22 protein-coding genes, 1 tRNA gene and 1 pseudogene are annotated in these 25,880 nt (G+C 70.1%); 10 read left to right on the forward strand and 14 right to left on the reverse strand.

From position 1 onward, the window contains the following. Positions 1-6: 6 nt before the first annotated feature. From ACYVO7_RS21745 to ACYVO7_RS21755, 3 genes are all read right to left on the reverse strand, one after another. The gene (locus ACYVO7_RS21745) at positions 7-558 is read right to left on the reverse strand and encodes a hypothetical protein (RefSeq protein ID WP_460451877.1); all 552 of its coding nucleotides are present in this window, start codon (positions 556-558) and stop codon (positions 7-9) included. A gap of 66 nt (positions 559-624) precedes the next feature. Then, a complete protein-coding gene (locus ACYVO7_RS21750; RefSeq protein WP_460451878.1) occupies positions 625-1,104 on the reverse strand; it encodes a hypothetical protein in 480 nt (159 codons plus the stop codon). A 45-nt stretch (positions 1,105-1,149) separates the two neighbouring features. Continuing rightward, on the reverse strand, positions 1,150-2,691 hold the full coding sequence (locus tag ACYVO7_RS21755) for a hypothetical protein (RefSeq protein ID WP_460451879.1): 1,542 nt from the start codon (positions 2,689-2,691) through the stop codon (positions 1,150-1,152). Positions 2,692-2,869: 178 nt separating this feature from the next. Here ACYVO7_RS21755 and ACYVO7_RS21760 point away from each other — a divergent pair, with 178 nt between their 5' ends. Next, positions 2,870-3,412, forward strand: a complete 543-nt coding sequence (locus tag ACYVO7_RS21760; protein ID WP_460451880.1) for a hypothetical protein — start codon at positions 2,870-2,872, stop codon at positions 3,410-3,412. Here the strand turns inward: ACYVO7_RS21760 and ACYVO7_RS21765 are convergent. Beyond that, positions 3,406-4,227, reverse strand: a complete 822-nt coding sequence (locus ACYVO7_RS21765; protein ID WP_460451881.1) for an NAD kinase — start codon at positions 4,225-4,227, stop codon at positions 3,406-3,408. The two genes, ACYVO7_RS21760 and ACYVO7_RS21765, sit on opposite strands and share 7 nt — an antisense overlap. Before the next feature lie 82 nt (positions 4,228-4,309). On the opposite strand from ACYVO7_RS21765, the gene ACYVO7_RS21770 reads away from it, so the two are divergent. Further along, positions 4,310-5,218 carry a polysaccharide deacetylase family protein gene (locus ACYVO7_RS21770; protein WP_460451882.1) on the forward strand — a complete coding sequence of 303 codons (909 nt, stop codon included), beginning with the start codon at positions 4,310-4,312 and terminating at the stop codon, positions 5,216-5,218. Here ACYVO7_RS21770 and ACYVO7_RS21775 read toward each other — a convergent pair. Further along, positions 5,215-6,087 (reverse strand): ankyrin repeat domain-containing protein, encoded by an 873-nt coding sequence (locus tag ACYVO7_RS21775; RefSeq protein WP_460451883.1) that lies wholly within the window; start codon positions 6,085-6,087, stop codon positions 5,215-5,217. The genes ACYVO7_RS21770 and ACYVO7_RS21775 overlap by 4 nt on opposite strands. A gap of 213 nt (positions 6,088-6,300) precedes the next feature. Here ACYVO7_RS21775 and ACYVO7_RS21780 point away from each other — a divergent pair, with 213 nt between their 5' ends. The 4 genes from ACYVO7_RS21780 (at position 6,301) to ACYVO7_RS21795 (ending at position 11,878) form a co-directional block, all read left to right on the forward strand. Beyond that, complete coding sequence (locus tag ACYVO7_RS21780; protein ID WP_460451884.1) at positions 6,301-7,209, forward strand: alpha/beta fold hydrolase; 909 nt, start codon at positions 6,301-6,303, stop codon at positions 7,207-7,209. Positions 7,210-7,366: 157 nt separating this feature from the next. Then, on the forward strand, positions 7,367-8,356 hold the full coding sequence (locus ACYVO7_RS21785; RefSeq protein ID WP_460451885.1) for a PQQ-dependent catabolism-associated beta-propeller protein: 990 nt from the start codon (positions 7,367-7,369) through the stop codon (positions 8,354-8,356). Then, entirely contained in the window at positions 8,349-9,563 is a 1,215-nt protein-coding gene (locus tag ACYVO7_RS21790; RefSeq protein ID WP_460451886.1) for a type 1 periplasmic-binding domain-containing protein, read from the forward strand. Before ACYVO7_RS21785 ends, ACYVO7_RS21790 begins: the two co-directional genes overlap by 8 nt. Before the next feature lie 149 nt (positions 9,564-9,712). Next, a complete protein-coding gene (locus ACYVO7_RS21795) occupies positions 9,713-11,878 on the forward strand; it encodes a malate synthase G (RefSeq protein ID WP_460451887.1) in 2,166 nt (721 codons plus the stop codon). Between the two features lie 18 nt (positions 11,879-11,896). Here the strand turns inward: ACYVO7_RS21795 and ACYVO7_RS21800 are convergent, their stop codons facing one another. Continuing rightward, positions 11,897-13,162: a DUF3422 family protein gene (locus ACYVO7_RS21800; protein ID WP_460451888.1), complete on the reverse strand. Its 1,266-nt coding sequence runs from the start codon at positions 13,160-13,162 to the stop codon at positions 11,897-11,899. Positions 13,163-13,304: 142 nt separating this feature from the next. Between ACYVO7_RS21800 and ACYVO7_RS21805 the strand changes: the two genes are divergently transcribed. After that, positions 13,305-13,379, forward strand: a tRNA-Thr gene (locus tag ACYVO7_RS21805). A gap of 79 nt (positions 13,380-13,458) precedes the next feature. On the opposite strand, the gene ACYVO7_RS21810 is transcribed toward ACYVO7_RS21805, so the two are convergent. Further along, positions 13,459-16,737, reverse strand: a complete 3,279-nt coding sequence (locus ACYVO7_RS21810; RefSeq protein ID WP_460451889.1) for an efflux RND transporter permease subunit — start codon at positions 16,735-16,737, stop codon at positions 13,459-13,461. After that, a complete protein-coding gene (locus ACYVO7_RS21815) occupies positions 16,734-17,714 on the reverse strand; it encodes an efflux RND transporter periplasmic adaptor subunit (RefSeq protein ID WP_460451890.1) in 981 nt (326 codons plus the stop codon). Before ACYVO7_RS21815 ends, ACYVO7_RS21810 begins: the two co-directional genes overlap by 4 nt. A gap of 106 nt (positions 17,715-17,820) precedes the next feature. Between ACYVO7_RS21815 and ACYVO7_RS21820 the strand changes: the two genes are divergently transcribed. Further along, positions 17,821-18,165, forward strand: a complete 345-nt coding sequence (locus tag ACYVO7_RS21820; protein ID WP_460451891.1) for an ArsR/SmtB family transcription factor — start codon at positions 17,821-17,823, stop codon at positions 18,163-18,165. Between the two features lie 21 nt (positions 18,166-18,186). Here ACYVO7_RS21820 and ACYVO7_RS21825 read toward each other — a convergent pair whose 3' ends face one another. Beyond that, positions 18,187-18,390, reverse strand: coding sequence for a YgaP family membrane protein (locus ACYVO7_RS21825; RefSeq protein ID WP_460451892.1), 204 nt, complete (start codon positions 18,388-18,390; stop codon positions 18,187-18,189). A 33-nt stretch (positions 18,391-18,423) separates the two neighbouring features. Beyond that, positions 18,424-18,669 carry a hypothetical protein gene (locus tag ACYVO7_RS21830; RefSeq protein ID WP_460451893.1) on the reverse strand — a complete coding sequence of 82 codons (246 nt, stop codon included), beginning with the start codon at positions 18,667-18,669 and terminating at the stop codon, positions 18,424-18,426. A gap of 410 nt (positions 18,670-19,079) precedes the next feature. On the opposite strand from ACYVO7_RS21830, the pseudogene ACYVO7_RS21835 reads away from it, so the two are divergent. Together ACYVO7_RS21835 and ACYVO7_RS21840 are read left to right on the forward strand one after the other, a co-directional pair. After that, a pseudogene (locus ACYVO7_RS21835) lies at positions 19,080-19,261 on the forward strand (AI-2E family transporter); the annotation flags it as partial. Positions 19,262-19,330: 69 nt separating this feature from the next. Further along, complete coding sequence (locus ACYVO7_RS21840) at positions 19,331-21,877, forward strand: cation-translocating P-type ATPase (RefSeq protein ID WP_460451911.1); 2,547 nt, start codon at positions 19,331-19,333, stop codon at positions 21,875-21,877. Between the two features lie 205 nt (positions 21,878-22,082). Here the strand turns inward: ACYVO7_RS21840 and ACYVO7_RS21845 are convergent, their stop codons facing one another. From ACYVO7_RS21845 to ACYVO7_RS21860, 4 genes are all read right to left on the reverse strand, one after another. Continuing rightward, positions 22,083-22,778, reverse strand: a complete 696-nt coding sequence (locus ACYVO7_RS21845) for a VIT1/CCC1 transporter family protein (RefSeq protein ID WP_460451894.1) — start codon at positions 22,776-22,778, stop codon at positions 22,083-22,085. 288 nt (positions 22,779-23,066) lie between these two features. Beyond that, positions 23,067-24,110, reverse strand: a complete 1,044-nt coding sequence (locus tag ACYVO7_RS21850) for a LacI family DNA-binding transcriptional regulator (RefSeq protein WP_460451895.1) — start codon at positions 24,108-24,110, stop codon at positions 23,067-23,069. A 4-nt stretch (positions 24,111-24,114) separates the two neighbouring features. Then, on the reverse strand, positions 24,115-24,756 hold the full coding sequence (locus ACYVO7_RS21855) for a ThuA domain-containing protein (RefSeq protein WP_460451896.1): 642 nt from the start codon (positions 24,754-24,756) through the stop codon (positions 24,115-24,117). A gap of 11 nt (positions 24,757-24,767) precedes the next feature. Continuing rightward, the gene (locus tag ACYVO7_RS21860; RefSeq protein WP_460451897.1) at positions 24,768-25,865 is read right to left on the reverse strand and encodes a Gfo/Idh/MocA family protein; all 1,098 of its coding nucleotides are present in this window, start codon (positions 25,863-25,865) and stop codon (positions 24,768-24,770) included. Between the last annotated feature and the right edge of the window lie 15 nt (positions 25,866-25,880).

Genomic DNA, 25,880 nt, shown 5'->3' on the forward strand with positions numbered 1-25,880 from the left:
CCTCAGTCAGTCCTCCGGATAGGACGCCTCATCCGGCGCCGGCGCCGTCCTGGCGCGCGGCGCGGCGTGGTCGAGATGCAGCAGCGCGGCGTGCAGCTTGCGCAGCCAGTCTTCGGCGACCTTCGCCCGGTCCTCCGCCTCCTGGGCCTCCCGCTCGGCCTGGGCCACGCGGGCGAGCAGCTTCTGCTCCTGCGCCTGGCCGTCGCGGGCCTGGCGCTCGAGTTCGCGCGCCCGGACCTCGGCGACGCGCACGCGGTTCTCCGCTTGCCTCTGGAGCTCGGCGTTGCGGATCCGGTCCTGGTCGATGATGCGCAGAAGTTCGTCGGCTCGCGCCTCCCACTCGGCCGAGCGCTGCGCCGTCGCCCGCGTCCGCTCGGCGGCCGCCTCCACGAGCTTCAGCGTCTCGGACCAGTCCCGGCCGGGATCGAAGGCGTCCAGCCGGGGCAGGTCCGGCCCGGCCTCCGGGACCAGGGCGGGCGCGGGCCCGACGGCGCGCTGAACGGGGGAGGCGCGCCGCATCAGCTCCAGGACAGGGGCGCGCCGATCGGGAAGCGACATGGTGGCCTCACGCCGGATGAGGAGAGGAGTTCGTCCGCCGTAATCGGCTCGTCCGAGCCGAAACGCTCACGAGCGGCCGGACGATGGTCGTCGGCGGGGGTCGAAGCCCTCGACGACCGCAGTGTGGAAGCGCTCCAGCCATGTCTCGGCCTCCGTGGCGCGGGTTTCGGCGAGGACGATCCGGCTCTCCAGCGCGGCGATCCGCTCCTGGTAGGCCAGGGACTCGGCCCGGTGCAGGCGGCGCGCTTCCTCGGCCGCCGCCTCCAGCTGCTGGTTGTGGTTTTCGGCGACCCGGACGGCCTCGAACGCCTCGTGAAGCATGTCGAGCGCGGTGCTCCAGTCCCGCTGGGGCTGGCTCGGAGCCTGCCCGTCGAGGAGCTCCGGCTCGGTCTCGGCCTGCGGCTCGGCCTGCGCGGCGGCGGAGGAGGAAGCCTCCGCCCCGGGCGGCGCCTCCGCCAGGCGGGCGGCCGGAACGGGATCCGACTCGCCCTCCAGGCGGACGGGACGGAGCGGGAAGTGAAGCGGCTTTTCGATCGGAGATGACATCACGCCTCCAGGGTCTTTCACGGCCGGCGGAGCCGGCCTACGCGCTTACAGTGAGCTTGGTTGCGGGTTCTCGGCGGGCGGGAACGCCCGCACATTGGTGTCCGCCGCGGGTTTCGGCTCCTCCGCGGCGGGTTGGTCCTTCGGCGCGTCCGAGGCGGCCTCCTGCGCCTCCATCTCGGCGCGACGGCGCAGATTGGCGAATTGCGTCTGCAGCTTGGCGCGGCTCTCCCGCGCGATGGTGAGGGCCCCCTGCGCCAGCGTCCGCTCGGCCTTTTCGCCCTGAAGCGCCTCGCTCAGCTTGCGGTTGGTGGCCTCGAGCGCGGCGCGCTCCTGCTCGAAGCGCTGGCTCAGCTGCTCCAGCCTCTCCGTCAGGGCTTCGATCTTGCCGTTGGCGCCGTCCAGATGGGCGCTCTTGGCCGACAGCGCCTTCGTCAGCATGTCGCAGCGCTCCTCGGCGGCCTCCTTGGCGGCCTGGGTCTCCTGCCCGGCCTCCTGGACGCGGCGGGCTTCCTCCAGGGCGGCGGCGAGCTTGCGCTGGGACGCGTTCGTCTCGATTCGCGCCTCGCTGACGGCGCGCTCGGCCGCCTGCAGGGCGTCCATCTTCTCACGCACCTGTTCGCGCATCTGGGCGAGCGTGCGGGTGGTGGTGGCGAGGCGCGAGGTGAGGCCGTCGACCTTCAGGGACAGGCTGGCGGCGTTGACCGAATGCGCCGTCCTGTCCGTCTCGCGGTCGGCCTCGGCCTTGTCCCGCCGGGCCTGCTCGGCGTTGAGCGCGGTTTCAAGCGTCGCATTCGCCTCCAGGGCGGTCTCCAGCTTGCGTTCGAGCTCCTCGCACCGGGCGGATGATTCCGCGAGCTTGCGCGCCTGGTCTTCCGTGGCCTGCTGGAGGCGGTTGTTCTCCCGCTCGAGGAGATGCACCTGGGCGTGCGCCTCGTTCAGGCTCTGCTCCAACCGGAGATTGGTCTGGTCGCTCGCCTGGGCGTGCTGGCGCAGGATGCGCGATTCGTCCGCCAGCGCCTGCGAGCGCTCCGCCTCGGCGTAGAACTGCCTCTCGATGTGCTCGGCGCGCGCGGTGGTCTCGCGCATCAAGGTGCGCAACTCGGCCAGCGCCTCCTCGCTGTCGCGCAGCATCGCCTCCTGGCGGCTCGCCGTCGCCATGGCCTGGGACAGCTCGTCCGACGCAGCGGCGCGCGCGCTGATCGCCTCGTCGCGCTCGCGGCGAAGAAGCCGGGCCGCTTCGGTCTCGCGCTTGAGGGCGGCCTCCGCGTCGAGCATCCGGGCCTGGGCCTTGGGATATTGCACGAGGAAATCGTCGAGCGGCGCGCGGAGACGGGAGAAGTCCTCCGAAAGCGTTTTGATCTCGTCCAGCCGCGCCACCATGTGGGAGACATGGACCCGAACCAGCTCGGTCTGTTCGCCCGTGACGTCCAGGGGCGAAACCCGGGGCGCCGGGAGGGCCGGGAAGGTGGGCGTCGGGCGCTCGCGGCCTTCAGCGTCGGGCGGCGTCGCCCCAGACTCCGCCACCGGACCCGGCTGCTCGTCCTTTCGGCCGTTCGGGCGTCGCGCCAAAATCGACCACCGTTTCATGCTGTTCCCTTAACTTCGTCGGAGGAGTGATCCGAAACTGAATGAATTTCTAAACTTTATCAATTACAAAAATGATGGATTTCACAACTTTAACGTTTTCATGTCAATTGATTCCCGCTATCGTGGAGCCGCTCCGGGGTTCAGGGGCCGTTCGGGTCAGTTCATGAGATCGAGGCGGATGCGAGAACGGTTGGAAACGGTCGCCCCCGTCGTCCAGGCGGGTGCGGCCGATGCTGCGAATCGCAACCCCGCCCGCGCAGATCCGCCCTGGAGCGGAACGCTCGGGCTCGCCTATCGGGCCGGCGAGCGCCTGCGCGCCGAGAACAGGCGCTTGACCGAACTGGAAGCGCGCACGCGCGAGTTGCACCGCGCTTTCATGCATGAGCGGCGGCTCGCGACCGAGAGGGTGAACGAGATCAGGAGCCGCGCCGAGGCGGCGGACGAACGGGTCAGGGCGGCCGAACAGGAGGTCGGCCGCGTCGGCGCGGCGATCGCCGACGCCGCCGCGCGCCTGACCGCCGCGGAGGAGCGGGCGCGCGGGGCGCAGTCACGGCTGCGCGACGCGGAGCTCTGGCTGCGCCGCATCCATGGCGCGATCGACGTCAGGACCGACGCAGAGCCTGGATCCGTCGACAGGACGGCGCCCGACGACGCGGCTTCGGCCGTCCGCGACTTTCTCATGCCGGCGGCCGCCGAGACGGCGCGCTCTGCGGCTCAGTAGCCGAACTGCTCCAGCAGGATCCGCTCCTCCAGGCTGTGGCCGGGATCGTGGAGCATCACGAGGTCGACGGTCCGGTCCATCGCCACTTCCACCCGCCGGATGTTGCGGTGCTCGAAATGGTCCGCCACTGCGCTCACGGGCCGCTTGCCCGGCTCCAGCACGTCGATGGCGATGCGGGCGTGATCGGGCAGGAGGGCGCCGCGCCAGCGACGCGGCCGGAAGGCGGAGATCGGCGTGAGGGCGAGCAGCGGCGCGTTGAGGGGCAGGATCGGCCCGTTCGCCGAGAGATTGTAGGCGGTGGAGCCGGCCGGCGTGGCGACGAGGACGCCATCGGCCACGAGCTCCGGCAGGCGCGGCTTGCCGTCGATGGTCACGCGCAGCTTGGCGGCCTGGTAAGACTGGCGGAACAGATAGACCTCGTTGATGGCGCGCGCCGTGTGGGCGACCCCCGCGGCGTCGGTCGCCACCATCAGCAGCGGATGCACGATGCTGCGCTCGGCCCGCTCCAGCCGCTCGAGCAGGTCGTCCTCGCCATATTCGTTCATCAGGAAGCCGACGGAGCCGCGGTTCATGCCGTAGATCGGCTTTCCCGAGCCCATGAAGCGGTGCAGCGTCTGCAGCATCAGCCCATCGCCGCCGAGCGCCACGATCACGTCGGCCTCGAGCGGATCCACGTCGCCGTAGCGCGCCGCGAGGCACTCGCCCGAGAGGCGCGCGTCATCGGTGTCGCTGGTGACGATCGCGATGGTGTTGAAGCGGCGCACGTGACAGGTCCAGGCCAGCGGCGGCAGGTCGCCGGACGCGTTGCTTAGCATGGATGCGGACGGTTGCGGAACCGCACGGCTTGCGCGCTGCGGCGGCGGCGTTCACGCTCGCCGGGCAACAGCCGGATCTCCCATGCGCCGCCACGACCGCTACGACTACCATCCCATGCCCGAGCGGGCCGACTACTCCTGGCCCGACGGCCGCAGGCTCGCCGTCTATCTGGCGCTCAACCTGGAGCATTTCGCCTTCGGGGAAGGGCTGGGCGCGGAGCTCGCGCCGGGCGGGCCTGCGCCGGACGTGCTGAACTACGCCTGGCGCGACTACGGCAACCGGGTCGGCGCGTGGCGGCTCCTGGCCATGTTCGACGCGCTGGGCCTGCCCTGCTCGGTGCTGGCCAACACCGCCATGTACGACTATGCGCCGGCCCTCATGCAGGCGTTCCGCGCCCGGGGCGACGAATTCGTGGGTCACGGCCGCACCAACAGCGAGCGCCAGGGCGTCCTCTCCGAAGCCGAGGAGCGCGGCCTCATCGCCGAGTGCGCCCGCGTGATGGCCGAGCGCGAGGGCAGGGCCCCCACGGGCTGGCTCGGCCCGTGGATCTCGCAGAGCCACGCCACGCCCGATCTGCTGGCCGAGGCCGGTTTCTCCTACATGCTCGACTGGTGCCATGACGACCAGCCGATCTGGTTCAGGACGCGCCGGGGAGGGCGCATCCTGTCGGTGCCCTATCCGCAGGAGCTGAACGACATCCCGCAGATCGTCGGGCGCAAGCAGGAGGGCGACGCCTTCGCCGACATGATCGTCGACGCCTTCGACGAGATGCTCGAGGAGAGCCGCGACCGGCCGCTGGTGATGGGGGTGGCGCTGCATCCCTATCTGGTCGGCTGGCCGCACCGCGCCCGCCATCTGCGGCGGGCGCTGCGCCACGTCGTGGACCATGCCGACGGCCGCGTCTGGCTGACCACGGCGGGCGCCATCGCCCGGCATGCGGCGGAGCTGCCCGCCGGGATCGTGCCGGGGCAGGCCGCGCCGCCCCTCTAGCCGCCCGTCAGGGCCAGGCGCACGGCTTCGCCGTCGGCGAGGTCGGCCGCGGTCTTTCCGTCCTTGTCGCGCAGCGTCGGATCTGCGCCGGCGGACAGCAGCCTGCGCACGATGGCGGCGTGGCCAAGCTCGACGGCGTTCATCAGCGCGGTGCGGCCGCGATCGTCCACGGCGTTCACCGGCGCCCCTTTTTGCAGCAGCAGCTCGACGACCTGAAGCCCGTCGCTCTCGGGCGCGTCATGGGCGTGGCCGGCGGCCCACATCAGGAGCGTCAGGTCGTTGGCGTAGCGCTGGTTGGGATCCACGCCGGCGTCGAGCAGCCGCCGGACGATGGGCAGGAAGCCGCGCGCCGCGGCGTAGACGATGGCGGATTTTCCGGTCGCGTCTCGCCCGGACGGATCGGCTCCGCGGGCCAGGAACATTTCAAGCAGGCGCAAGTTGCCGTTGAACGCCGCGGCGCTCAGGGGCGAGACGCCGCTTCGGCCGGGCGCGTCCGTCTTCGCGCCCGCTTCCGCCAGGATCTGAACGATCCGGGTTCGATTGGCCTGGGTGGCGACGAAGAGCGCCGTCGCGCCCTGCAGGTTGCGCTGCTCCGGGTCGGCCCCGCGCTTCAGGAGGAATTGCACCGTCGAGGCGTGGCCGGCGCGGGCGGCGCGCGCCAGAGCGGTGTCGCCCTCGCGGTCGCGCGCCAGCGGCGTCGCGCCGGCGTCGAGGAGGCGTCCCAGCAGCGCGTCACAGCCATTGTCGGCCGCGACGAAGCTCTGCGAGGCGATCTCGATCGCCACGGCCGTCGCGCTCACGAGGTCATAACGGCGCTCGAGGTCCTGGCACGGGATGGCATCGGCCTTGCAGATGGCGGGGAGCGCCATCGCGAGGGCGAAAAAGGCGGCCGCCGTCGGACGGCGGAACTTCAGGGGTGCGCGCGAAGCAGGGAGCTGGGCGGAGAGCCGAGCCAGAGAAGGCGGGACAGCGCAATGCGGCAGGTCATGGGCGTGCACGGCAGATCCCCCCGGTCGTCCTGTTGGCTCCGGCCATGGTGGCCCGAACGGCGGGCGGCGCCAACCGGGCGGCCGCGGCCGGCCTTGGCGGCGTCGCGCGGCCTGCGCGCGGCCGGGCTGGCGCTCCTCGGACCGTGGCTGGGCGGGGCCGAAGCCGCGCCGGACCTGAACCAGCCTCCGGGCCGGATGATCCAGACCGTCGACGCGCGCCTCCATCTGCTGTGCGCCGGCCAGGGGTCGCCCACGGTCGTGCTGGAGGCGGGGCTGGGCGGCAACCACCTGGACTGGACGCTGGTGCAGCCTCAGCTCGCCCGCCGCAGCCGCGTGTGCAGCTATGACCGGGCCGGCGCCGGCTTCAGCGGCAAGGCGACGCGGCCCCGCACGCTGGCGAATTTCGCGCAGGATCTGGAGAGCCTGCTGGCCAGCGCCGGCGTGGACGGCCCGCTGGTGCTGGTCGGCCATTCCTTCGGCGGCGTGCTGGCCGCCCATTTCTCCGCGAGCCACCGCGATCGCGTGGTCGGGCTGGTGCTGCTGGACAGCATGCATCCGAGGGAGTTCGAGCGTTTTGCGGCGGCGGGCGTGACGCTGCCCCAGGATGGCGGCGTGGCGAACCGGACCCCTCCGGCCGCGGCGGGCTACGGCCTGCCGGCGGCACTCCAGCGCCTCGCGGTCGACCTCGCCAGCGCCGACAAGGCGCGCATCGCGGTGGTGCGGGAGTTGCGGGCCGTGCCGGCCAGCCTGGCCGAGGCCGACCTGACCGGCTATCGGCGCATCCCGGCCCGGGTGCTGGTGCATGGCGACGGCGAGTGGAACGGCCTTTATCCGGACGGCCGGATGGAGGCCGCGTGGCGGGCCATGCAGATCGACCTGGCCGAGCGGCTCGGGGCGCCCGCGCCTGAGGTGGTGGCGAATTCGGGCCACCAGATCCCGCTGGACGCCCCCGCCTCGGTCGTGGCGGCGGTGGACGACGTCATGCGCGAGGGCCGCAACTGAGCGAAGCGCCGCGCCGCGCTTGATCCGGCGCGGCGCCGGCCCCACGATGCGGGCCAAGCGCTGGCGAAGCCCGCGCGCGGCCTCGCGCCGCATGAACCCGCGGCTCCGTCCGCAGGCGGACACGGGGCGGAGCGACATGAGGCGGAGCGCAACGGGCTTGGGGCGAAGCGCATCGGGCGCCGTCGGCTGGGCGGCGGGACTGGGCCTCCTGCTCGCGGCTGGCGCCGGGCCGTCGCTGGCCGGAACGGGGCTCGTCTTCGTCTCGCATGAGCGGTCCGACAATATCGTGGTGCTCAACAAGGCGGACGAGGTGGTCGGCCAGTTCAAGACCTGCGCCCGCCCGCGCGGGATGCGGCGGACCCCGGACGGCAAGAGCCTCATCGTCGCCTGCGGGAACGACGACACCATCGCGGTCTACGATATGGCGACCCGCACGCTGGTGAAGCGCTTCCGCGACATCCCGGACCCGGAGACGTTCGACCTGCATCCCAACGGGCGCGACCTCTACATCTCCAACGAGGACGACTCGGAGGCGACCGTTCTCGACCTGGAGACCGGCGAGGTGAAGGCGCATTACGCCACCGGGCCGGAGCCGGAAGGCGTGCTGGCGACCCCGGACGGCAAGCGCGTGTTCGTCGCCTCGGAAGCCGCCAATCTCGTCCATGTCATCGACGTGGAGAGCGGCAAGATCATCAAGGACATCCTCACGGCGACCCGCCCGCGCCGCTTCGCGCTCTCTCCCGACGGCCGCGAGCTGTGGGTCTCCTGCGAGCTCTCCGGCATCGTCGACATCATCGATGCCGCGTCGCTGCAGAGCAAAGGGCAGATTGCTTTCCTGCCCAAGGGCATGCGGCGCGAGCAGGTGACGCCCGTGGACCTCGTGATAAGCCGGGACGGCAAGACCGCCTATGTGGCGCTGGGGCGCGCCAATCACGTGGCGGTGGTCGACGTCGCGTCGCGGTCCGTGAAGGATTACATCCTGGTGGGGCGGCGGCCCTGGGGCCTGCGCTTCTCCGCCGACGAGAAGACGCTCTACGTCGCCAACGGGCTCTCCGACGACGTCTCGATCATCGAGACGGCGACCCAGAAGGTGCGCAAGACCGTGCCGGTCGGCATGGTGCCCTATGCGGTGGTGATCGATGACTGACGGCGCACCCGGGCGTGCGGCGCGAATCGTGCTGGCGGCCGCGTCGCTCCTGACCGTCCTGGCGGGGCCGGCCTCGCCGCAGAGCCCGGCCGCAGCGCCGCAGGACCGCGTCATCCTGTTCGTCGAGCGGCAGGACGATCCGTGGCGCCAGGCCCTGAGCGCGCATGACGGGGTGATGCGGCCGAGCCATCGCTCGCCGCTTCCGGGCGCGGAGCTCGCCGCCAAGGACGGGCGCGCCGCCGGCCGGGCGCTCGGGCTGGCCTTCAAGGTGGTGCGGCGCACGCTCCGCGCCGACGAGCCCGTCGAGCAGGCGCTGGCGTCGGCCGCCGACCAGGGCGTCGCGGCCGCCATCCTGGACCTGCCGGGCTCGGACCTCCTGGCCGCCGCCGGCGGGCCGCCCTCGCTGGCGCTGTTCAATGTGCGCGATCCGGACGACCAGCTGCGGGCCGACGCCTGCCGGGGGGCGCTGTTCCACATCGTCCCGACCGTGTCGATGCGGACCGACGCGCTGGCGCAGTTCCTGGTGCGGCGGAACTGGAAGAAGATCCTGGTGCTCGAAGGACCCGAGCCCGAGGACAAGGCCTTCTCGGCCGCCATGAAGGCTTCCGCCCGGAAGTTCGGCGCGCGCATCGTCGACACGCGCTCCTTCGCCATCACCAACGATCCGCGCCGGCGCGAGCAGGTGAATGTGGGGCTGCTGACAGGCTCGGAGGACTACGACGTCGTGTTCGTCGCCGACGTCGTCGGCGAGTTCGCCCGCATGATCCCCTACCGCACCGTCCTGCCGCGGCCCGTGGTGGGCTCGGAGGGCCTGCGGCCCCTGGCCTGGCACCCCTCGGCGGAGCGCAACGGGGCGCCGCAACTCAACCGGCGCTTCGAGCGCGACGCCGGCCGGCCGATGGAGGAGGAGGACTGGGCCGCCTGGGCGGCGGTGCGGGCCGTCATCGACGCGGAGGTCCGCAACGCCCGGGACGGTGCGGCCTCGCCCCTGCCCAAACTTCTGGGGCGCGCCGACATGACGCTCGAACTCTACAAGGCCTATCCGGGCTCGTTCAGGCCGTGGGACCACCAGCTGCGGCAGGCCATCTTCCTGGCCACCTCCAACGCGGTGACGGACATCGCCCCGATCGAGGGTTTCCTGCACGAGACCAACATTCTCGACACGCTGGGCCGGGCGGCGAACCAGTCGCCCTGCGGCGCGCCATAGTCTTGCCCTGGGAACAAGATCGACGTCATTCATTCCGTGGCGGCTAAAGTGTGTTCGCGACAGTCCGCTTTCTGGCGGACGCGGAACGTGTTCTAAAGCCGGCACATTTCAGAGGCGGAGCCGGGAACGGTCCGGCAGGGAGTTGAAAGATGATCAGCGTCGGTAATCTTCAGGTCGCGCCCGTCCTGCACGACTTCATCATGCGGGAAGCCCTGCCCGGATCCGGCGTGAGCGCCGAGGCGTTCTGGGCCGGGCTGGACGCTCTCGTCAAGGAGTTCGGGCCGCGCAACCTCGCTCTGCTGGAGACGCGCGACCGCATCCAGGCTCGGCTGGACGCCTTCCACGAGGCGCGCGCCGGCAAGCCGCTGGACCAGGACGAATACCAGGCTTTCCTGCGCGAGATCGGCTATCTGGTCGAGGAGCCGGCCGCCTTCAAGATCGGCACCAGCAACGTCGACGAGGAGATCGCCCATATCGCCGGGCCGCAGCTCGTCGTCCCGGCCTCGAACGCCCGCTACGCCCTGAACGCCGCCAATGCGCGCTGGGGCAGCCTCTATGACGCCTTGTACGGGACGGACGCGCTGCCGGAAACGGACGGCGCCGATCGCGGCCGCGGCTTCAACCCGGTGCGCGGCCAGAAGGTCGTCGCCAAGGCGCGCGCCATCCTGGACGAGGCCGCGCCGCTGGCCGGCGGCAGCCACGCCGAGGTGAAGGGCTATGCGGTGCAGGACGGCGCGCTGGTCGCCAAGTTCGGCGACGGCGGCACGGCCGGGCTCGCCGATCCGGCGCAGTTCGTCGGCTACACGGGCGACACGCTCTCGCCGAAGTCGATCCTGTTGCGCCACCACGGGCTGCACCTGGAGATCGTCATCGACCGCGGCAACCCGATCGGCGCCACCGATCCGGCCGGGGTCGCCGACCTGATCCTGGAGGCGGCGGTCACCACCATCGTCGACCTGGAGGACAGCGTCGCCGCGGTCGACGCCGACGACAAGGTGGACGTCTACCGCAACTGGCTTGGCCTGATGAAGGGCGACCTCGTCGCCACCTTCCCGAAGGGCGCAGGCACGGTGGAGCGCAAGCTGAACCCCGACCGCGTCTATACGGGCGCGAAGGGCGGAACGGTCACGCTGCACGGGCGCAGCCTGATGCTGGTGCGCAATGTCGGGCACCACATGTATACCGACGCGGTGCTGGACGGGAACGGCGCCGAGATCCCCGAGACCGTGCTGGACGCCGCCGTCAGCGTGCTGATCGCGCTGCACGACCTGCGCGGCGGGCACGCGCTGCGCAACAGCCGCCGCGGCTCGGTCTACATCGTCAAGCCGAAGATGCACGGGCCAGACGAGGTCGCCTTCGCGGACGCCCTGTTCGGCGCGGTGGAGGACGTCTACGGCCTGCCCCGGCACACGCTGAAGATGGGCATCATGGACGAGGAGCGCCGCACCACCGTGAACCTGCGCGCCTGCATCCGGGCCGCGCAGAACCGCGTGGCCTTCATCAACACGGGCTTCCTGGACCGCACGGGCGACGAGATCCACACCTCGATGGCGGCCGGCCCGATGGTGCGCAAGAACGACATGCGCAAGACCGTCTGGCTGCAGGCCTATGAGGACGCCAATGTCGACGCCGGCATCGCCTGCGGGCTGCCCGGCAAGGCGCAGATCGGCAAGGGCATGTGGGCGATCCCCGACCGGATGGCCGACATGCTGGCGCAGAAGATCGCGCACCCGATGGCGGGCGCGAACACCGCCTGGGTCCCGTCGCCGACGGCGGCCACCCTGCACGCGCTGCACTATCACCAGGTGGACGTGGCCAAGCGGCAGGCCGAGCTTGCGGGGCGCAACCGCAAGCCGCTCTCCGACGTGCTGACCATCCCGCTCGCCACCGGCCCGTTCGACGCCGCCGCGATCCGCGAGGAGGTCGACAACAACTGCCAGAGCATCCTGGGCTATGTGGTGCGCTGGATCGACCAGGGCGTCGGCTGCTCCAAGGTGCCCGACATCCATGACGTCGGCCTCATGGAGGACCGCGCGACGCTGCGCATCTCCTGCCAGCACATCGCCAACTGGCTGGCGCATGGCGTCGTCGACCACGCGCTCGTCTTGGGCTCGCTGAAGCGCATGGCCGAAGTGGTGGATCGCCAGAACGCCCCCGACCCGCTGTACCGGCCCATGGCGCCCGGCTTCGACGGGCCGGCCTTCCGGGCGGCCAGCGACCTCGTGTTCAAGGGACGCGAGCAGCCCAACGGCTACACCGAATGGGTGCTGCACGCGTATCGGCGCGAGGCCAAGGCCCAGGCCGCCAAGGCGTGACCTTACGCGCCGCGCCGCTCAGGCGGCGTGGCGCTTGCGGATGCGCCGGACCAGCCAAGCCACGGCGAGGAGCGTGACCGGCAGCGCGATGGCGGTGCCGGCGTTCGGGTTGACGGGCAGCCCCGCCTGGTGCGCGCCATCCAGCATCAGGTGGATGAGGTTGACCACGTAATAGGTGATCGCCGCGATCGAGAGGCCCTCGACCGTCTGCTGCAGCCGCAGTTGCAGGTGCAGGCGGTCGTTCATGACCTGCAGCTGGTCGCGGTTCTGGCGCTCCAGATCGACGTCGACGCGCGTGCGCAGCAGTTGTGCCGCGCGCGACAGCTTGCGCGACAGGTTGTCCTGCCGCTCCTGGGTGGTCACGCAGGTGCGGATGGCGGGGCTGAGCCGCCGGGCCAGGAAGGACGACCAGCCCACATGGCCGGCGATCGGCTCCTCGCCGATGGCCTCCATCCGCAGCTGGACCAGCTCGTGATAGGCGCGCGTCGCGCCGAAGCGGTAGAGGCTGGCGGCGGCCCCGTGCTCGAGTTCGGCGGCGAGCGCCGTCAGGCGGTCCAGCGCGCGGTGGTTGTCGTCGAAGTCGTCGCGGCCCCGCATCTCGTCGAGGATGCCGGGCAGCTCGGTCTCGATCCGCCGGATGATGGGCGCGAGGGCCTGCGCCTCCGGCAGTCCGAGCAGCGCCAGCGTGCGGTAGGTCTCGATCTCCAGCAGGCGCTGGGCCAGCGCGCCGGCCTGCGTCTCGGTGAGGCTTCGGCTGACGACCAGGATGCGGACGAGGCCGAGCGGATCGGCCTTGAAGTCGCTCGCCACGCGCGCCGCGCCGTGCTCGGCCGACGAATAGGCGAGGGAATCCGCCGCGAAGACGCCCTCGGCCGCGGCGTTGCGGTCGCTCTCCTCCGCGAGGACGAGATCGACGGCGACGATGAGCAGGCCGGGAGGAGCGACCTTGCGCATATAGGCCATCAGCCGGTCCGGCGGGGTCGCGAAGGGGACGCCCGGCGGGGCCGCTTCCTCCCAGGTGAAGGTGGAGAACTCGCTGTGCATCTCGAAGCGCAGCCGGACGCCCGAGAGGCTGAGGCGGTGATGCTTGGCCCCGGGGGCGGGGCCCTGCTCGCCCAGGGAGGCGCAGAACCGGTCGAGCGCCTCCGCCGCCGCGGAGGCGTTGTCGCCCTCGTTGAGGAAGGCGAAATGCAGGATGCGGGTGGGCGGCGAGAGAGGCGCGAAGGGCCTCGCATGCAGTTCGGCCAGAACGCGTGAGCGGAGCGGGTGCTGCTGGAAGTCCATGAAGGACGTTCTCCCGATCGCCGTCCGCCCGTCGGGCCGACGCTCGGCGCAGCTTAAGTCACCCCGGAGGGAGACCGCTAGTGCGGGCTGGCGCGATTGGCCGGTTGAACGTCCTCGGGGAGGCTGCTACTGACCGGTCCGGGCCGGTGTAGCACAGCGGTAGTGCAGCGGTTTTGTAAACCGAAGGTCGGGAGTTCGATCCTCTCCACCGGCACCATTTGATAAGAAAAGATTCTCCATTACGATTTTCCATCCGCCGAACGGGCTTGCGGTGATGCTGGATTTCGACGCTCTCCTCAAGCCGGCGCCGACAGTCCCGTTCCGCCGCGCAGGACGATGTAGATCGCCGGGATGACCAAGACGGTCAGCAGCGTGGACGAGGCGAGGCCGAAGAGCAGCGAGATCGCCAGCCCCTGGAAGATCGGGTCCGCCAGGATCACGGCCGCGCCGATCATGGCGGCCAGGGCCGTGAGCAGGATCGGCTTGAAGCGGATCGCGCCGGCCTCCAGCACGATCTCGCGCAAGCTGCGGCCCGCGCGGTCGGCGTGGCGGATGAAGTCCACGAGCAGGATGGAGTTGCGCACGATGATGCCGGCGAGCGCGATGAAGCCGATCATCGAGGTCGCCGTGAAGGGCGCGTGGAACAGCCAGTGCCCCAGCATGATGCCGATGAATGTGAGCGGGATCGGCGTCAGGATGACGAGCGGCAGCTTGAACGATCCGAACTGCGCGACCACGAGGATGTAGATCCCGACGAGGGCGATCATGAAAGCGCCGCCCATGTCGCGGAACGTCACCCAGGTCACCTCCCACTCGCCGTCCCACAGCAGCACGGGCTTGCCTTCGTCGAGGGGCTGGCCGTGCAGGGCGATTTCGGGCTTCGCCAGGCCGCCCCAGTCCAGCTTGTCGAGAGCGTCGTTGACGGCGAGCATGCCGTAGATCGGCGCCTCGAAGGCCCCGGCGAGCTCGGCGGTCACCATCTCGGCGGCGCGGCCATTGTGGCGGAAGACCGGGTAGGAGGACGGCTCGGTCGTCACGCTGACGACATCGCCGAGCTCCACGACCGTGCGATTGCCCGGCAGGGCGTTGGCCGGGACCGGCGTGGTGAGGGCGCGCTCGCCCCAGACCCGGGCGGCCTTGGACAGCTCCAGGCGGATCGGGATGGGCTGGCGACCGCCTCCACGGTGGGAATAGCCGACCATGGCGCCGCTCTCGAGCGTGCGCAGCGTGTCATAGACGTCGCGCTGCTCCACCCCATGATATTCGAGATTGTCCTGGTCCAGCCTCACCCGAAGCCGTGGGGCGGGCTGGCCGAAGCTGTCGTCCACGTCGACGATGAAGGGCACGGAGGAAAACGCCTGCCGCACTTTCGCGGCGACGGCGCGCCGGGTCTCTGGATCCGGCCCGTAGATCTCGGCCAGGAGCGTGGCGAGGACGGGCGGACCGGGGGGCGGCTCCACCACCTTGATCGCGGTTCCGGCCCGGACCGGCAGATCGGCGAGGCGGCGGCGCAAGTCGAGCGCGATATCGTGGCTGGCGCGCTTGCGGGCGTCCTTCGGCGCGAGATTCACCTGGACGTCGCCCATCTCCGGCGACGTGCGCAGCGCGTAATGGCGGACAAGGCCATTGAAGTTGAACGGCGCGGCCGCGCCCGCATAGGTCTGGAACGAGACTGCCTCGGGGACCGCGCCCAGGCGGTTGGCGATCTCCTGCAGCGTGCGGTTGGTGTCCTCCACCGAGGCGCCCTTTGGCAGGTCCACCACGACCTGCAGCTCCGCCTTGTTGTCGAAGGGCAGCAGCTTGACGGTGACGCCCTTGACGGCGAACAGGGCCAGCGAGCCGACCGTGGCCGCGCCCACGACAGCCAGGAACAGCCAGGCCCGCGCTTTCGAGGCGAGGATCGGCTTGGCGACGGCGAGATAGATGCGGCCGAGCCGCCCAACCTCTTCATGGCCATGGCTCTGGCCATTTGATGCGGCGGCGCCGATCTCAGTCCCGCCGGAGGCCAGCGCCCGCGAGGCGATCTTGACCATCAGCCAAGGCGTCAGGATCACGGCGACGAAGAACGAGAAGATCATCGCCGCCGAGGCGTTGGACGGGATGGGGCTCATATAGGGGCGCATCATCCCGGACACGAAGAGCATCGGCAGCAGCGCCGCCACGACCGTGAGCGTCGCCACGATGGTGGGGTTGCCGACCTCCGCCACCGCGTCGATCGCGCCCTGCGCCGGCGGGCGCCCGTCCCGCATCGCCCAGTGCCGGGCGATGTTCTCGATGACCACGATGGCGTCGTCGACGAGGATGCCGATGGAGAAGATCAGCGCGAAGAGGCTGACGCGGTTCAGGGTGTAACCCATCAGCCGGGCGGCGAAGAGGGTCAGCAGAATGGTGGTCGGAATGACCACCGCCACGACCAGCGCCTCGCGCCACCCAATGGCGACGGCCACCAGCAGCACGATCGAGATCGTGGCGAGGCCGAGATGGAACAGGAGCTCGTTCGCCTTCTCGTTGGCCGTCTCGCCGTAGTTGCGGGTCACCGCGATCTCGATGTCGGGCGGGAGCAGCGAACCCTTGAGCCGGGCGACGCTCTCCACGATCCGCTCGGAAATCACGACCGCGTTGGCCCCGGCCCGCTTGGCCAGCGCGATCGAGACGGCCGGCGTCCTGGCGAAGCCGCCCTCGGCCTTGGCGTCGCGCACCATGCTCGACACGCGCGTCTCGGCGGGCGACGTTTCCAGGGTGACGCGGGCGACGTCGCGGACATAGACAGGGCGGCCGTCGCGGGTGGTAACGAGAAGGTTGCCGATTTCGTCCGCACCCTGGAGGGTCTGGCCGGCCACAAGGGCCAGCTGGCGGCCGCCCTCGCGCACCTGCCCCGCCTCGAAGGAGCGGTTGGCTCCCTCGATTTTGGCGGCGAGCTGCTGCAGCGTGACGCCCTGGCGCGCGAGCGCCTCCGGGTCCGGCTCGATCCTGATCTCCTCGGGCTGCTCGCCCACGATGTAGGAAAGCCCGACATCGTCCAGTTTGGAGAGGGCCACGCGCAACTCGCGGGCCACGCGGGTGAGGCCGTTGGCGTCCCAGCGGGCCGCGGCCTCCGGCTTCGGCGTGAGCGTGAGGACGACGATCGCGACGTCGTCGATGCCGCGCCCCACAATGAGCGGCTCGGGTATGCCTACGGGGATCCTGTCCATGTTGGCGCGGATCTTCTCGTGAACGCGCAGGATCGCGGCGTCGGAGCTGGTCCCCACCAGAAAGCGCGCCGTCACCATCACGGCGTCGTCCTTCGTCTGCGAATAGACGTGCTCGACCCCGTTGATGGCCTTGACGATCGTCTCGAGCGGCTCGGTGACGAGCTTCACCGCGTCCTCGGCCCTGAGGCCGTCGGCGCGCACCATGATGTCGACCATGGGCACGGAGATCTGCGGCTCTTCCTCGCGCGGCAGCGTGACCAGCGCGACGAGGCCGAGAGCGAAGGAGGCGAGCAGGAACAGGGGCGTGAGCGGCGACCGAATGAAGAAGCGCGTCAGCGAGCCCGCCAGGCCGAGCCGATGGGGAGTGGGAACCGACCCGCTCATGGCGTCACCACGCGGTCTCCGGCGCGAAGGCCGGAGAGCACCTCGACGCGGCCGTCCCGCGCCGGGCTAACGACGACGGGAACGTCCAACGCGCCGCCTTCGCCGGCGACGCGGACATAGTCGACCCCGCTGCGGGTGGCGACCGCCGCGGCGGGAACCAGCAGGGCCTGCCGTTCCGCCACGGTGATCCAGACGGGAACGCGCTCGCCCACGAAGAAATCCCCGAGCCCGTCAACCTCGGCATCCGCGATGACGCGGCCGCCCTCGAGTTCGGGATAGACCTTGACGATGCGGCCTTGCCGCCCGGCGCCGGCCTTCGCGTTCGCCCCCTGGCCTCGACCGCCAATGCGGACTGGATCGCCAACTTTCACATGGGCCGCATGGCGCTCCGGCAAGGCGAGCCGCAGGTAGTAGCCGCCCGAGGCGATGCGGGCCACGGGTTCGCCGGGCATGATCACGGAGCCGGGCACGGCGGGCGTGGTCAGCACGCGGCCATCCTTCGGCGCGAGGACCTGACCCTCGGTCGTCTGCTGCACGATGACGGCGCGCTCGGCCTTGGACGCCTCCAACTGGTTGGTGAAGACGTTCACAGCCGTGCGCAGCTGGTCGAGGCGGCTCTGGGTCTCGGCGCCGCGGCTGATCAGCGCCTGCGAGCGCTCGACATCCACCTTGGCGTTATCGAGCTGCGCCTGCAGGGCCTTGATCCGGGCGTCGGTGGCCTGGAGCTGCAAGGCGAGCTTTTCGTCGCCGACGACACCGATCACGTCGCCCGCCTTCACGGCGCTGCCCTCCTCGACGCTGCGGGAGATCAACGTTCCGCCGATCCGGGCGCGGGCCGGCACGGTGTCGCGGCTCTGGACCTGGCCGAACACGGCCTTGGTGTCCTGCACGGTCGTGGGTTGCACGACGACCTCGCCGGCCGCGGCGGAGTGAACGAGAACGAGCAGCATCGCTGCGGCAGCAGGGGCTTTCCGCATGATATCTTTCCATCGATTCGGTATGCGCTATTCGGTGCAGCAGCGGCTAACGGGGCGAGCCCGTCAGTGATTGACATATATTCGAACATCCGCAATTATGCAACCCATGATCATGGACATCGAAGCCCTTTCCGCCGCCGCCGACGAGGCCAGCGAATTCCTGAAGTCGCTCGCGAGCCCGGTGCGCCTGCGAATCCTGTGCAGCATCCTGAGCAGGGAGGCTTCCGTCGGAGAGCTGGCCGAGCAGCTCGGCGTGCGCCAGAGCGTCGTCTCCCAGCACCTCGCCTTGCTGCGCAAGGATGGCCTGGTCAGGACCCGCAGGGACGGCCAGACGATCTGGTACGCGTTGGCCGACGAACGGGTGGTGCGCGTGATGGACGTGCTGCAGCAGACCTTCTGCCCGGCGCCGACCGCAGAAGACCCGGCCCGCGAAGCGCGGGCCAGGGCCTGATCGGACAGGCTTGGTCCGGGCTCAGCGGAACGCCTCGCCCACGCGGCAGCCCAGCCCCTTGAACAGGAGAGCAGCTGGGCAAAAGCCCGTGAAAGCCGACTGGATCATGTTCACGCCAATGAAGGCGGTGAACAACAGGAACCAGGGCGACACGAAATAGACGAGCGCCGCCGAGAGCAGCACCATGCATCCGGCGAACACGAGGACGGCGCGATCAATGGACATGCGGGTTCCCCTGATTGGAGCGTGAGGCGGCCGTCAGGCCACCTCGTCGTGGATTTCCTTGAGCTTGCTGATGCCGAGCATGTCGAGCGCAAGCTTCTCATAGAAGGTTTCGCTCTTGCCCTGCCTGATCTTTCGCAGGAAGTAGCGCTCGAAGCCGATCTTGGCGGCGTGCACCCACTTGCCTGAAGAAGACCAGTTTACGTTGCGGGTGAGCCGCACCACCCTTTGCACTGCAGCGGCGACTGTCTGTATCGTATATTCGAAATCACGATTATACAAGCGTGATCCTTACGCTTCTCCGGCGGCCTCGTGCTGTCATTCCTCCGTTGCGACGGCGAGCTTGTCGAAGGCTTCGATGACAGACAGGATAAAGTCCTGCCGCGACTTGCGAGGGTGCAGCTTGTCTTTTGGAGCCTCGCCAGGACCGACGACTTCGCTCGCTCAGGTTGGGGGTCGTGAGAGGTGATCGACCCACGAGGCCAAGAGCTTGGAACCGACGACGCCGGCAGGATGGGCATGGGCCGTCCCGCTCTTCGGGGCGAATAGCGCCGTAATGCCCCGAACGCCGAGACGGGCGGCCGCGGCCGGGTTGTCGTCCACGTTCACCACGAAGCGGGCGCGCGGCTCCAGTTCGCAAGCCGCGCGTTCAAAGATGGGCGACATGGCCCGGCCTCGAGGAGCGGCGTTCGGTCCGCCCGTTTCTGGTCGGGCAAGCGACCAAGATGCCGGACTACGTCGTCCTCATCTCGACATTGGGCGGCATCGAGACGTTCGGCCTGCATGGCTTCATCGTCAGGCCGGTGATCGCCGCGAGTTTCGTGCCGTCTGGGACATCTACTCCGCATCGCAAGACCGACAGGTGCGCCGTCGACCGGGCAAGCCACCCTGTCTTGCGACTGAAGACAATACCAACGCCTCACATCTCAAGGGCGATTCAATGATGAGGACGGCGGCATCAAATGACGGTCTCACCGCCCAGGAAGCCGCGGAGCGGCTGCGGCGAGACGGTCCCAACGAGCTGCCCCGATCCGGCCGCCGCAGCCTCCCTCGGATCGTGCGTGACGTCCTGAGCGAACCGATGCTGGCGTTGCTTGCGGTCGGCGCGATCGCCTATCTGCTGCTTGGCGACGCGGTCGAGGCTGTGATGCTGGCCACCTTCGCCTCGCTCTCAATCGTGATCACGATCGTTCAGGAAAGCCGCACCGAACGGGTTCTTGAAGCCCTGCGTGACCTCACCAGCCCGCGCGCCCTCGTCATCCGCAACGGCGAACGCGTCCGCGTCGCTGGTCGCGAGGTGGTCCACGGCGACATCGTGGTCTTGGCGGAGGGTGACCGCGCGCCAGCTGATGCGGTGCTGGTCGAGGCGTCCGACCTGCAGGTCGACGAGTCGCTCCTGACTGGCGAATCCGTTCCGGTCCGTAAGCGGCCCGCATCAGCCAACGAGAGCTTTGCCGGCCGTCCCGGCGGCGACGATCTGCCGATGGTCTTCTCCGGGACTCTGGTGGTGCGCGGTTCTGGATTGGCCCAAGTCACCGCCACCGGCGTTCGCAGCGAGATTGGCCGCATTGGCGCGTCCCTGGGCGGCCTGGAGACGGAGGCTCCGCGCCTGGCGGTCCAGACCGGGCGCGTGGTGCGCGTTTTCGCCGTTGTAAGCTCCGCCGTGTGCGTCTTCGTCGTGATTGTCTATGGCTTGGCCCGCGGAAGCTGGCTCGACGGCGTTCTGGCCGGGATCGCGCTCGGCATGGCGCTCCTTCCGGAGGAGTTCCCGGTCGTCCTTGCGGTTTTCATGGCCATGGGCGCCTGGCGGATATCCCGGGCTCGGGTGCTGACCCGACGCGCGGCCGCGATTGAAGCCCTGGGATCCGCCACGGTGCTGTGCACCGACAAGACCGGCACCCTCACGGAGAACCGGATGAGCATCGCCGAGATCCGTCTCGCCGATGGAAGCGCCCACGCGCCCGAGTCTCAGGATCCCGCCGTAGGGGCCGTGATCGAAGCGGGGGCTCTGGCGAGCGCGCCGCACCCGACCGATCCCATGGAGATTGCCTTCCACGCGCTGCGTCGGGAGGGCGCCCCTTCGGCCGAACTGGTCCGCTCCTATCCACTGCGCCCGGATTTGCTCGCCATGACGCAGGTCTGGCGGACGCCGCGGGCGACCGGCTGCATCGCCGCGGCCAAAGGCGCTCCCGAGGCCGTCGCCCGCCTGTGCTGCATCGGGAACAGTGAGATGAAACTCCTCACCGACGTCGTGGAGGCCATGGCCTCCGGAGGACGGCGCGTGCTCGGCGTCGCCATGGCGACGTGGGAGGCTGGTGACCTACCCGACGCCCAGACGGCGTTCCGCTTCACCCTGCTGGGCCTGGTCGGGCTGGAGGACCCGCTACGCCCCGCTGTTCCCGCCGCGGTGGCTGAATGCCGTGCGGCGGGAATACGGGTCGTCATGATCACCGGCGACTACCCCTCGACCGCAAGGGCCATCGCGCGCCAGGCCGGCTTGGCCGATGGGATCCTTCTCACCGGAGAGGAGCTCGCCACGCTCGATGGCGAGGCGCTGCAAGAACGGGTACGCACCGCCACCGTGTTCGCCCGCATCATGCCGGAGCAGAAGCTGCGCATCGTCCAGGTCCTCAAGGCGAACGGGGAGGTGGTCGCCATGACCGGCGACGGCGTGAACGATGCGCCCTCGCTCAAGGCCGCGCACATCGGCATCGCCATGGGCGGGCGCGGGACGGACGTCGCCCGGGAGGCCGCCGCGTTGGTTCTGCTCGACGACGACTTTGGCGCGATCGCGACGGCCGTGCGCCTCGGTCGGCGCATCTACGACAACCTGCGCAAGGCCATGGGTTTCATTTTCGCAGTGCATGTGCCGATCGCCGGCCTGACGCTCGCGCCGCTGCTGCTCGGCTGGCCGCCGCTCTTCGGGCCCGTGCATATCGCCGTCTTGGAGATGGTGATCGATCCGATCTGTTCGCTCGTCTTCGAAGCGGAGCCGGAAGAGAATGACGTGATGCGCCGTCCGCCCCGCAATCCAGATGCGCCGCTGTTCACGCCTGGACTGATCGTGGGGGGCCTGCTGCAAGGCGTGCTCGCCCTCGCGGCGACCGCCGGCGTGGTCTGGCTCTCGTCGGCGCGGGGCATGGGCGCCGACGAGGTCCGGGCCGCGGCCTTCGTAGCCCTCGTGCTCTCCATCCTGGCGCTCGTCTTTGCGAACCGTTCGTTCTCGGCCTCCCTGCTCGGGGCGCTGCGACGACCCAGTTGGGCCTTGCTGGCCGTGCTCGTCGCGGTCGCGGTGGCTCTGTCCTGCCTCCTCATGTGGCCGCCGCTGCGTTCGCTGTTCCGCTTCGCCCCCCTGCATGCCGACGACCTCGCCGCAGCCGCGCTGGCCGCCATCGCGCTGCTCACCACCCTGGAGGGTCTCAAAAGGCTCGTGAGCACACGCGTCATTGGCAGCCCCGGTTGGGCTCGACCCAGACAAGGCGCGACCTGACCGTCAATGCGCCTGAGCCTCCGGCCGCCGCGTCAGTGCGCCGGCCCGCGCTCGTCAAGAGCGCGCCGCAGCAGTCGGATGAACCCGGCGAGCCTGCTCGTCCGCCGCCTGCGGAACTGCATCGCCAATGTCGAGCGGCAGGCGCGGCATGTCGTTGCGCCGATCGAGGTGGGCGATCTGTTCAGGACGGATCGGGCGTCGCCGTTCAGACCGCGCGTCCGACGAGAGCGCCGATCAGGGCCGTCGCGCCCATGGCGACGGCGCCCCAGAAGGTCACCCGCAGGGTCGGGCGGAGAATCCCGGCGCCGCCGGCCCGCGCTCCGATCCCGCCCAGCAGCGAGAGGCCCGCGAGCGATCCGCCGGACACCGCGACGCTCGTCCATGGCGCCGGCGCCAGGACGGCCAGCGCCAGCGGCAGCACGGCTCCCGTCGCGAAGGTCGCGGCCGACGTGAGCGCGGCCTGAACGGGCCGGGCCGCCCCATGCTCTGCGATGCCGAGCTCGTCGCGCGCATGCGTTGCGAAGGCGTCCTTTGCGGTCATCTGTACCGCGACGAGGCGAGCGAGGGCCGGTTCGACGCCTCGTTCGACGTAGATTTGCGTGAGCTCGTCGAGCTCCGCCTCCGGCGTGGAGGCGAGTTCCTGTCGCTCGCGCGCCATGTCCGCCTCCTCGGTGTCCGACTGGGAGCTGACCGAGACATACTCGCCGGCCGCCATGGACATGGCCCCTGCCACCAGGCTCGCAACGCCCGCGACGATCACCTCGCTCGGGCCGGCGGCGGCGGCCGCCACGCCCACCATCAGGCTCGCGGTCGAGATGATGCCGTCATTCGCCCCGAGCACGGCGGCGCGCAGCCAGCCGATGCGCTGGATCAGGTGGGCTTCCCGGTGCAGCGGATGCATGTCGGTCCTCCTCGGACGGGACGGCGAAGATTGCGGGCGTTCCGCTCAGGTCGCGGCGCATGGTGTCCGGCCTGGGCGCCGTCGGGAGGTCGGGGGGACGCGGGCGCCGGCTGGATCACCATTCCGCTTCGCCGCCGCGGCGTCCATGCGAAGGATCAAGTCGGGACGGGATCGAGGCTCTCGGCTGGAGTCGCACGGTCCGGCCCCGCCGACACGGAGGCGAGGTGTGCCCGCTCGAGCCGGGCGATGATGACACGCGCCGACGACGCGCGGGCGCGGCGCCGTCTATCAGGCGAGGTTGTCGCGCAGGAAGATCTCGATGCGGATCCGTTCCTGGTCAGGATAGATCAGCTGGCCGGTGCACAATGCGAGCAGGATGCGGGCGGCGGAGCGGGCCTCGTGCCCGGCGTCCTGGTTGATGATGGCGTCGATCGTGCCTTCGAGCAGGAGACGGCGCGTGTCGGGCGTCAGCTCGTGCGCGATCCAGACGATGTGGCCGGGGCGCCCGGCCTCGCGCAGCGCCGCGGCGATGCCCTCATTGCCCGCGCCCGCATTGTAGAGGCCGACGAGATCGGGGTGTTGGGCCAGGAGGGCCCGGGCGATCTCATGGTTGCGCTCGCTGTCGTCCCTGCCTTCGGCGGGCGGAAGCGCCAGCAGGTCGGGATATTCGGCGGCGAGAACCTGGCGGAAACCGAAGTGCCGCTCGGCGTGGTCGCGCAGCGAGAGCGATCCGGTGATGATCCCCACGGAACCCTCTCGGCCGTGCAGGAAGCGGCCCATCAGGGAGCCCGCCGTGCGGCCGGCGGCGGGGTTGTCGATTCCGACATAGTTCGGCCGCCGCGAACCCGGCGCGTCCGACACGAGCGTGACGACATGGACGCCGCGGGCGACGAGGTCGTCCATGGCGGCGCGCACCCGTGCGTCGTCCAGGGCCACCACCGCCACGCCCTCGTAAAGCCGCGGCAGGCTCCACAGCGCATCGGCCAGCTTCACCGGGTCGAAGACATCGACGCGCAGGACGTCGATGAAGCCGTTCTGCTGGGCCAGCCACTCCGACGTGCGCCCGACCTGCTCGGCCAGGTGGGCCATGAAGGCGTTGGAGTTCTCCGGCAGGATGAAGGCGAAGCGATAGGTCCTGTTGCGCGACAGGATCGCGGCCGCCGCGTTGGGCCGGTAGCCCAGCTTGGCGATCGCCGCCTCGACGCGCCGGATGGTCTTCTCCCGCACGCCGTCCCGTCGATGCACTACCCGGTCGGCCGTGGCCAGGGAGACGCCGGCCTCCCGGGCGACGTCCTCCAGGGTCGATCGGCGCAGGAGGCGATGCTCGGTCATGAGGTCAGCGGGCCGCCCACAGGAGGCCGCGGGTCATGATCGTCCGGATCTCCGGCACGTCGAGCTCATAGGCGCGGTGGCCCAGCGCCGAGTAGAAGACGCGGCCCTGGCCGAAGCGTTTCTTCCACACCACCGGCATCACGACGCCGTCGATCCAGGGCGCATGCTCGCCCGTGAAGGTCGTCGTCGCCAGCACCTCGTTGGCCGGGTCGACATGCATGTAGTACTGCTCCGAGCGGTGCTCGAAGCTCTCGATGCCGGCCATGATGGGATCGTCCGGCCGGGTCACGTCGACCTTGTAGTCGATGATGTTGCCCGGATGCGCGACCCACTGGCCGCCGCACATGAACTGGTAGTCGACAGCCTCGCGGAAGGCGTCGCCCATGCCGCCATGGTGGCCGGCGAGGCCGACGCCGCCCTTCACGGCCTCGCACAGGGCCGCGGCCTCGGGTTTCTCGATCTTCGCCATGGTGTAGATGGGGATGATCAGCGAGTAGTCCTTGATGGCGGGGTCGAGGAAGACCTCGGTCTTGGTCTCGACCCGCACCTCGAAGCCTTCGCGCTTCAGCCAGCCCCGGATCATGGAGGCGCAGAGATCGGGGTCGTGGCCCGCCCAGCCGCCCCAGACAATCATCGCAGTCCGCATGGTCGTGATCCTCAATCGAGCTGGCCGGTGGGCAGGCCCGGCGGCAGCATGGCCGGGCGCTCCACGGTGGTTTCGAGCTTCACGCGACGTCCCTCATCCGAGGACGTCTGGAAGGCCTCCATGGCCTCCAGCGCGTGCAGGGCCAGCGCGCCGCTGGCGCGGTGCGGCCGGTTGTTCTGGATGGCGGCCGCCATGTCGGCGACCCCGATGGAGCGGTATTCGCCCTCGGCGTTGCCGTGCGTGATCGGCATGGCCTCGAAGTCGCCGCCGAGCTTGGCCACCTGCACCTCGCCGCCGAAGCGGTTGGGGTCGGGCACCAGGATGCTGCCCTTCGTGCCGTAGATCTCGATGGGCGTGTGCCGGTGCTTGGGCACGTCGAAGCTCATCGCGATGGTGACGAGGGCGCCCGAGACGAATTCCAGCGTGCCGGCCACATGGGTGGCGACCTCCACGGGGATCATGGTCCCGTTCATCGGCTCGCTCGTGACGAGCCGCTCCTTGCGGGGCGTCGCCACGGAGCCCATCACGGACGCGATGGGACCGAGCAGCTGGATCAGGTCGGTGATGTAGTAGGGGCCCATGTCGAGCATGGGGCCGCCGCCGCGCAGGTAGTAGAAGCCGGGCGCGGGATGCCAGCGCTCATGGCCGGGGCACATGAAGAAGGCGGAGCCCGCCACCGGCGTCCCGATGGCGCCGTCGTCGATGAGCTTGCGGGCGGTCTGATGGCCGCCGCCCAGGAAGGTGTCGGGCGCGCAGCCGACGCGGAGGTTCTTCTGCGCCGCGAGGTCCATCACCTTCCGGGCCTCGGCGACGTTGACGCCGAGCGGCTTCTCCGAATGCACGTGCTTGCCGGCGTTGAGCACCGCAAGGCTGACGTCCGTGTGGGCCAGCGGCACCGTCAGGTTGACGACGATCTCGACGTCGTCGCGCTTCAGCAGCTGGTCGACCCGCATGGCCGGGACGTTGAACTCGCGGCCGCGCACGTCCGCCACGGACTGGCGCATGTCGGCCACGGCGCGCAGCTCGATATTGGGGAATTGCTGCATGGCGGTCATGTATTTCTGGCTGATGTTGCCACAGCCGATGACGCCGATCCCGGTCTTGCTCATGGGTTGCTCCGATTC

The organism is Alsobacter sp. SYSU BS001988 (genome assembly GCF_054796215.1).

Excerpts from the sequence above, each read along its gene's own strand:
- ACYVO7_RS21745 (WP_460451877.1), bottom strand. The coding sequence starts at position 558 with ATGTCGCTTCCCGATCGGCGCGCCCCTGTCCTGGAGCTGATGCGGCGC.
- ACYVO7_RS21750 (WP_460451878.1), bottom strand. The coding sequence starts at position 1,104 with ATGTCATCTCCGATCGAAAAGCCGCTTCACTTCCCGCTCCGTCCCGTC.
- ACYVO7_RS21755 (WP_460451879.1), bottom strand. The coding sequence starts at position 2,691 with ATGAAACGGTGGTCGATTTTGGCGCGACGCCCGAACGGCCGAAAGGAC.
- ACYVO7_RS21760 (WP_460451880.1), top strand. The coding sequence starts at position 2,870 with ATGCGAGAACGGTTGGAAACGGTCGCCCCCGTCGTCCAGGCGGGTGCG.
- ACYVO7_RS21765 (WP_460451881.1), bottom strand. The coding sequence starts at position 4,227 with ATGCTAAGCAACGCGTCCGGCGACCTGCCGCCGCTGGCCTGGACCTGT.
- ACYVO7_RS21770 (WP_460451882.1), top strand. The coding sequence starts at position 4,310 with ATGCGCCGCCACGACCGCTACGACTACCATCCCATGCCCGAGCGGGCC.
- ACYVO7_RS21775 (WP_460451883.1), bottom strand. The coding sequence starts at position 6,087 with ATGGCGCTCCCCGCCATCTGCAAGGCCGATGCCATCCCGTGCCAGGAC.
- ACYVO7_RS21790 (WP_460451886.1), top strand. The coding sequence starts at position 8,349 with ATGACTGACGGCGCACCCGGGCGTGCGGCGCGAATCGTGCTGGCGGCC.
- ACYVO7_RS21795 (WP_460451887.1), top strand. The coding sequence starts at position 9,713 with ATGATCAGCGTCGGTAATCTTCAGGTCGCGCCCGTCCTGCACGACTTC.
- ACYVO7_RS21800 (WP_460451888.1), bottom strand. The coding sequence starts at position 13,162 with ATGGACTTCCAGCAGCACCCGCTCCGCTCACGCGTTCTGGCCGAACTG.
- ACYVO7_RS21810 (WP_460451889.1), bottom strand. The coding sequence starts at position 16,737 with ATGAGCGGGTCGGTTCCCACTCCCCATCGGCTCGGCCTGGCGGGCTCG.
- ACYVO7_RS21815 (WP_460451890.1), bottom strand. The coding sequence starts at position 17,714 with ATGCGGAAAGCCCCTGCTGCCGCAGCGATGCTGCTCGTTCTCGTTCAC.
- ACYVO7_RS21820 (WP_460451891.1), top strand. The coding sequence starts at position 17,821 with ATGATCATGGACATCGAAGCCCTTTCCGCCGCCGCCGACGAGGCCAGC.
- ACYVO7_RS21825 (WP_460451892.1), bottom strand. The coding sequence starts at position 18,390 with ATGTCCATTGATCGCGCCGTCCTCGTGTTCGCCGGATGCATGGTGCTG.
- ACYVO7_RS21840 (WP_460451911.1), top strand. The coding sequence starts at position 19,331 with ATGAGGACGGCGGCATCAAATGACGGTCTCACCGCCCAGGAAGCCGCG.
- ACYVO7_RS21845 (WP_460451894.1), bottom strand. The coding sequence starts at position 22,778 with ATGCATCCGCTGCACCGGGAAGCCCACCTGATCCAGCGCATCGGCTGG.
- ACYVO7_RS21850 (WP_460451895.1), bottom strand. The coding sequence starts at position 24,110 with ATGACCGAGCATCGCCTCCTGCGCCGATCGACCCTGGAGGACGTCGCC.
- ACYVO7_RS21855 (WP_460451896.1), bottom strand. The coding sequence starts at position 24,756 with ATGCGGACTGCGATGATTGTCTGGGGCGGCTGGGCGGGCCACGACCCC.
- ACYVO7_RS21860 (WP_460451897.1), bottom strand. The coding sequence starts at position 25,865 with ATGAGCAAGACCGGGATCGGCGTCATCGGCTGTGGCAACATCAGCCAG.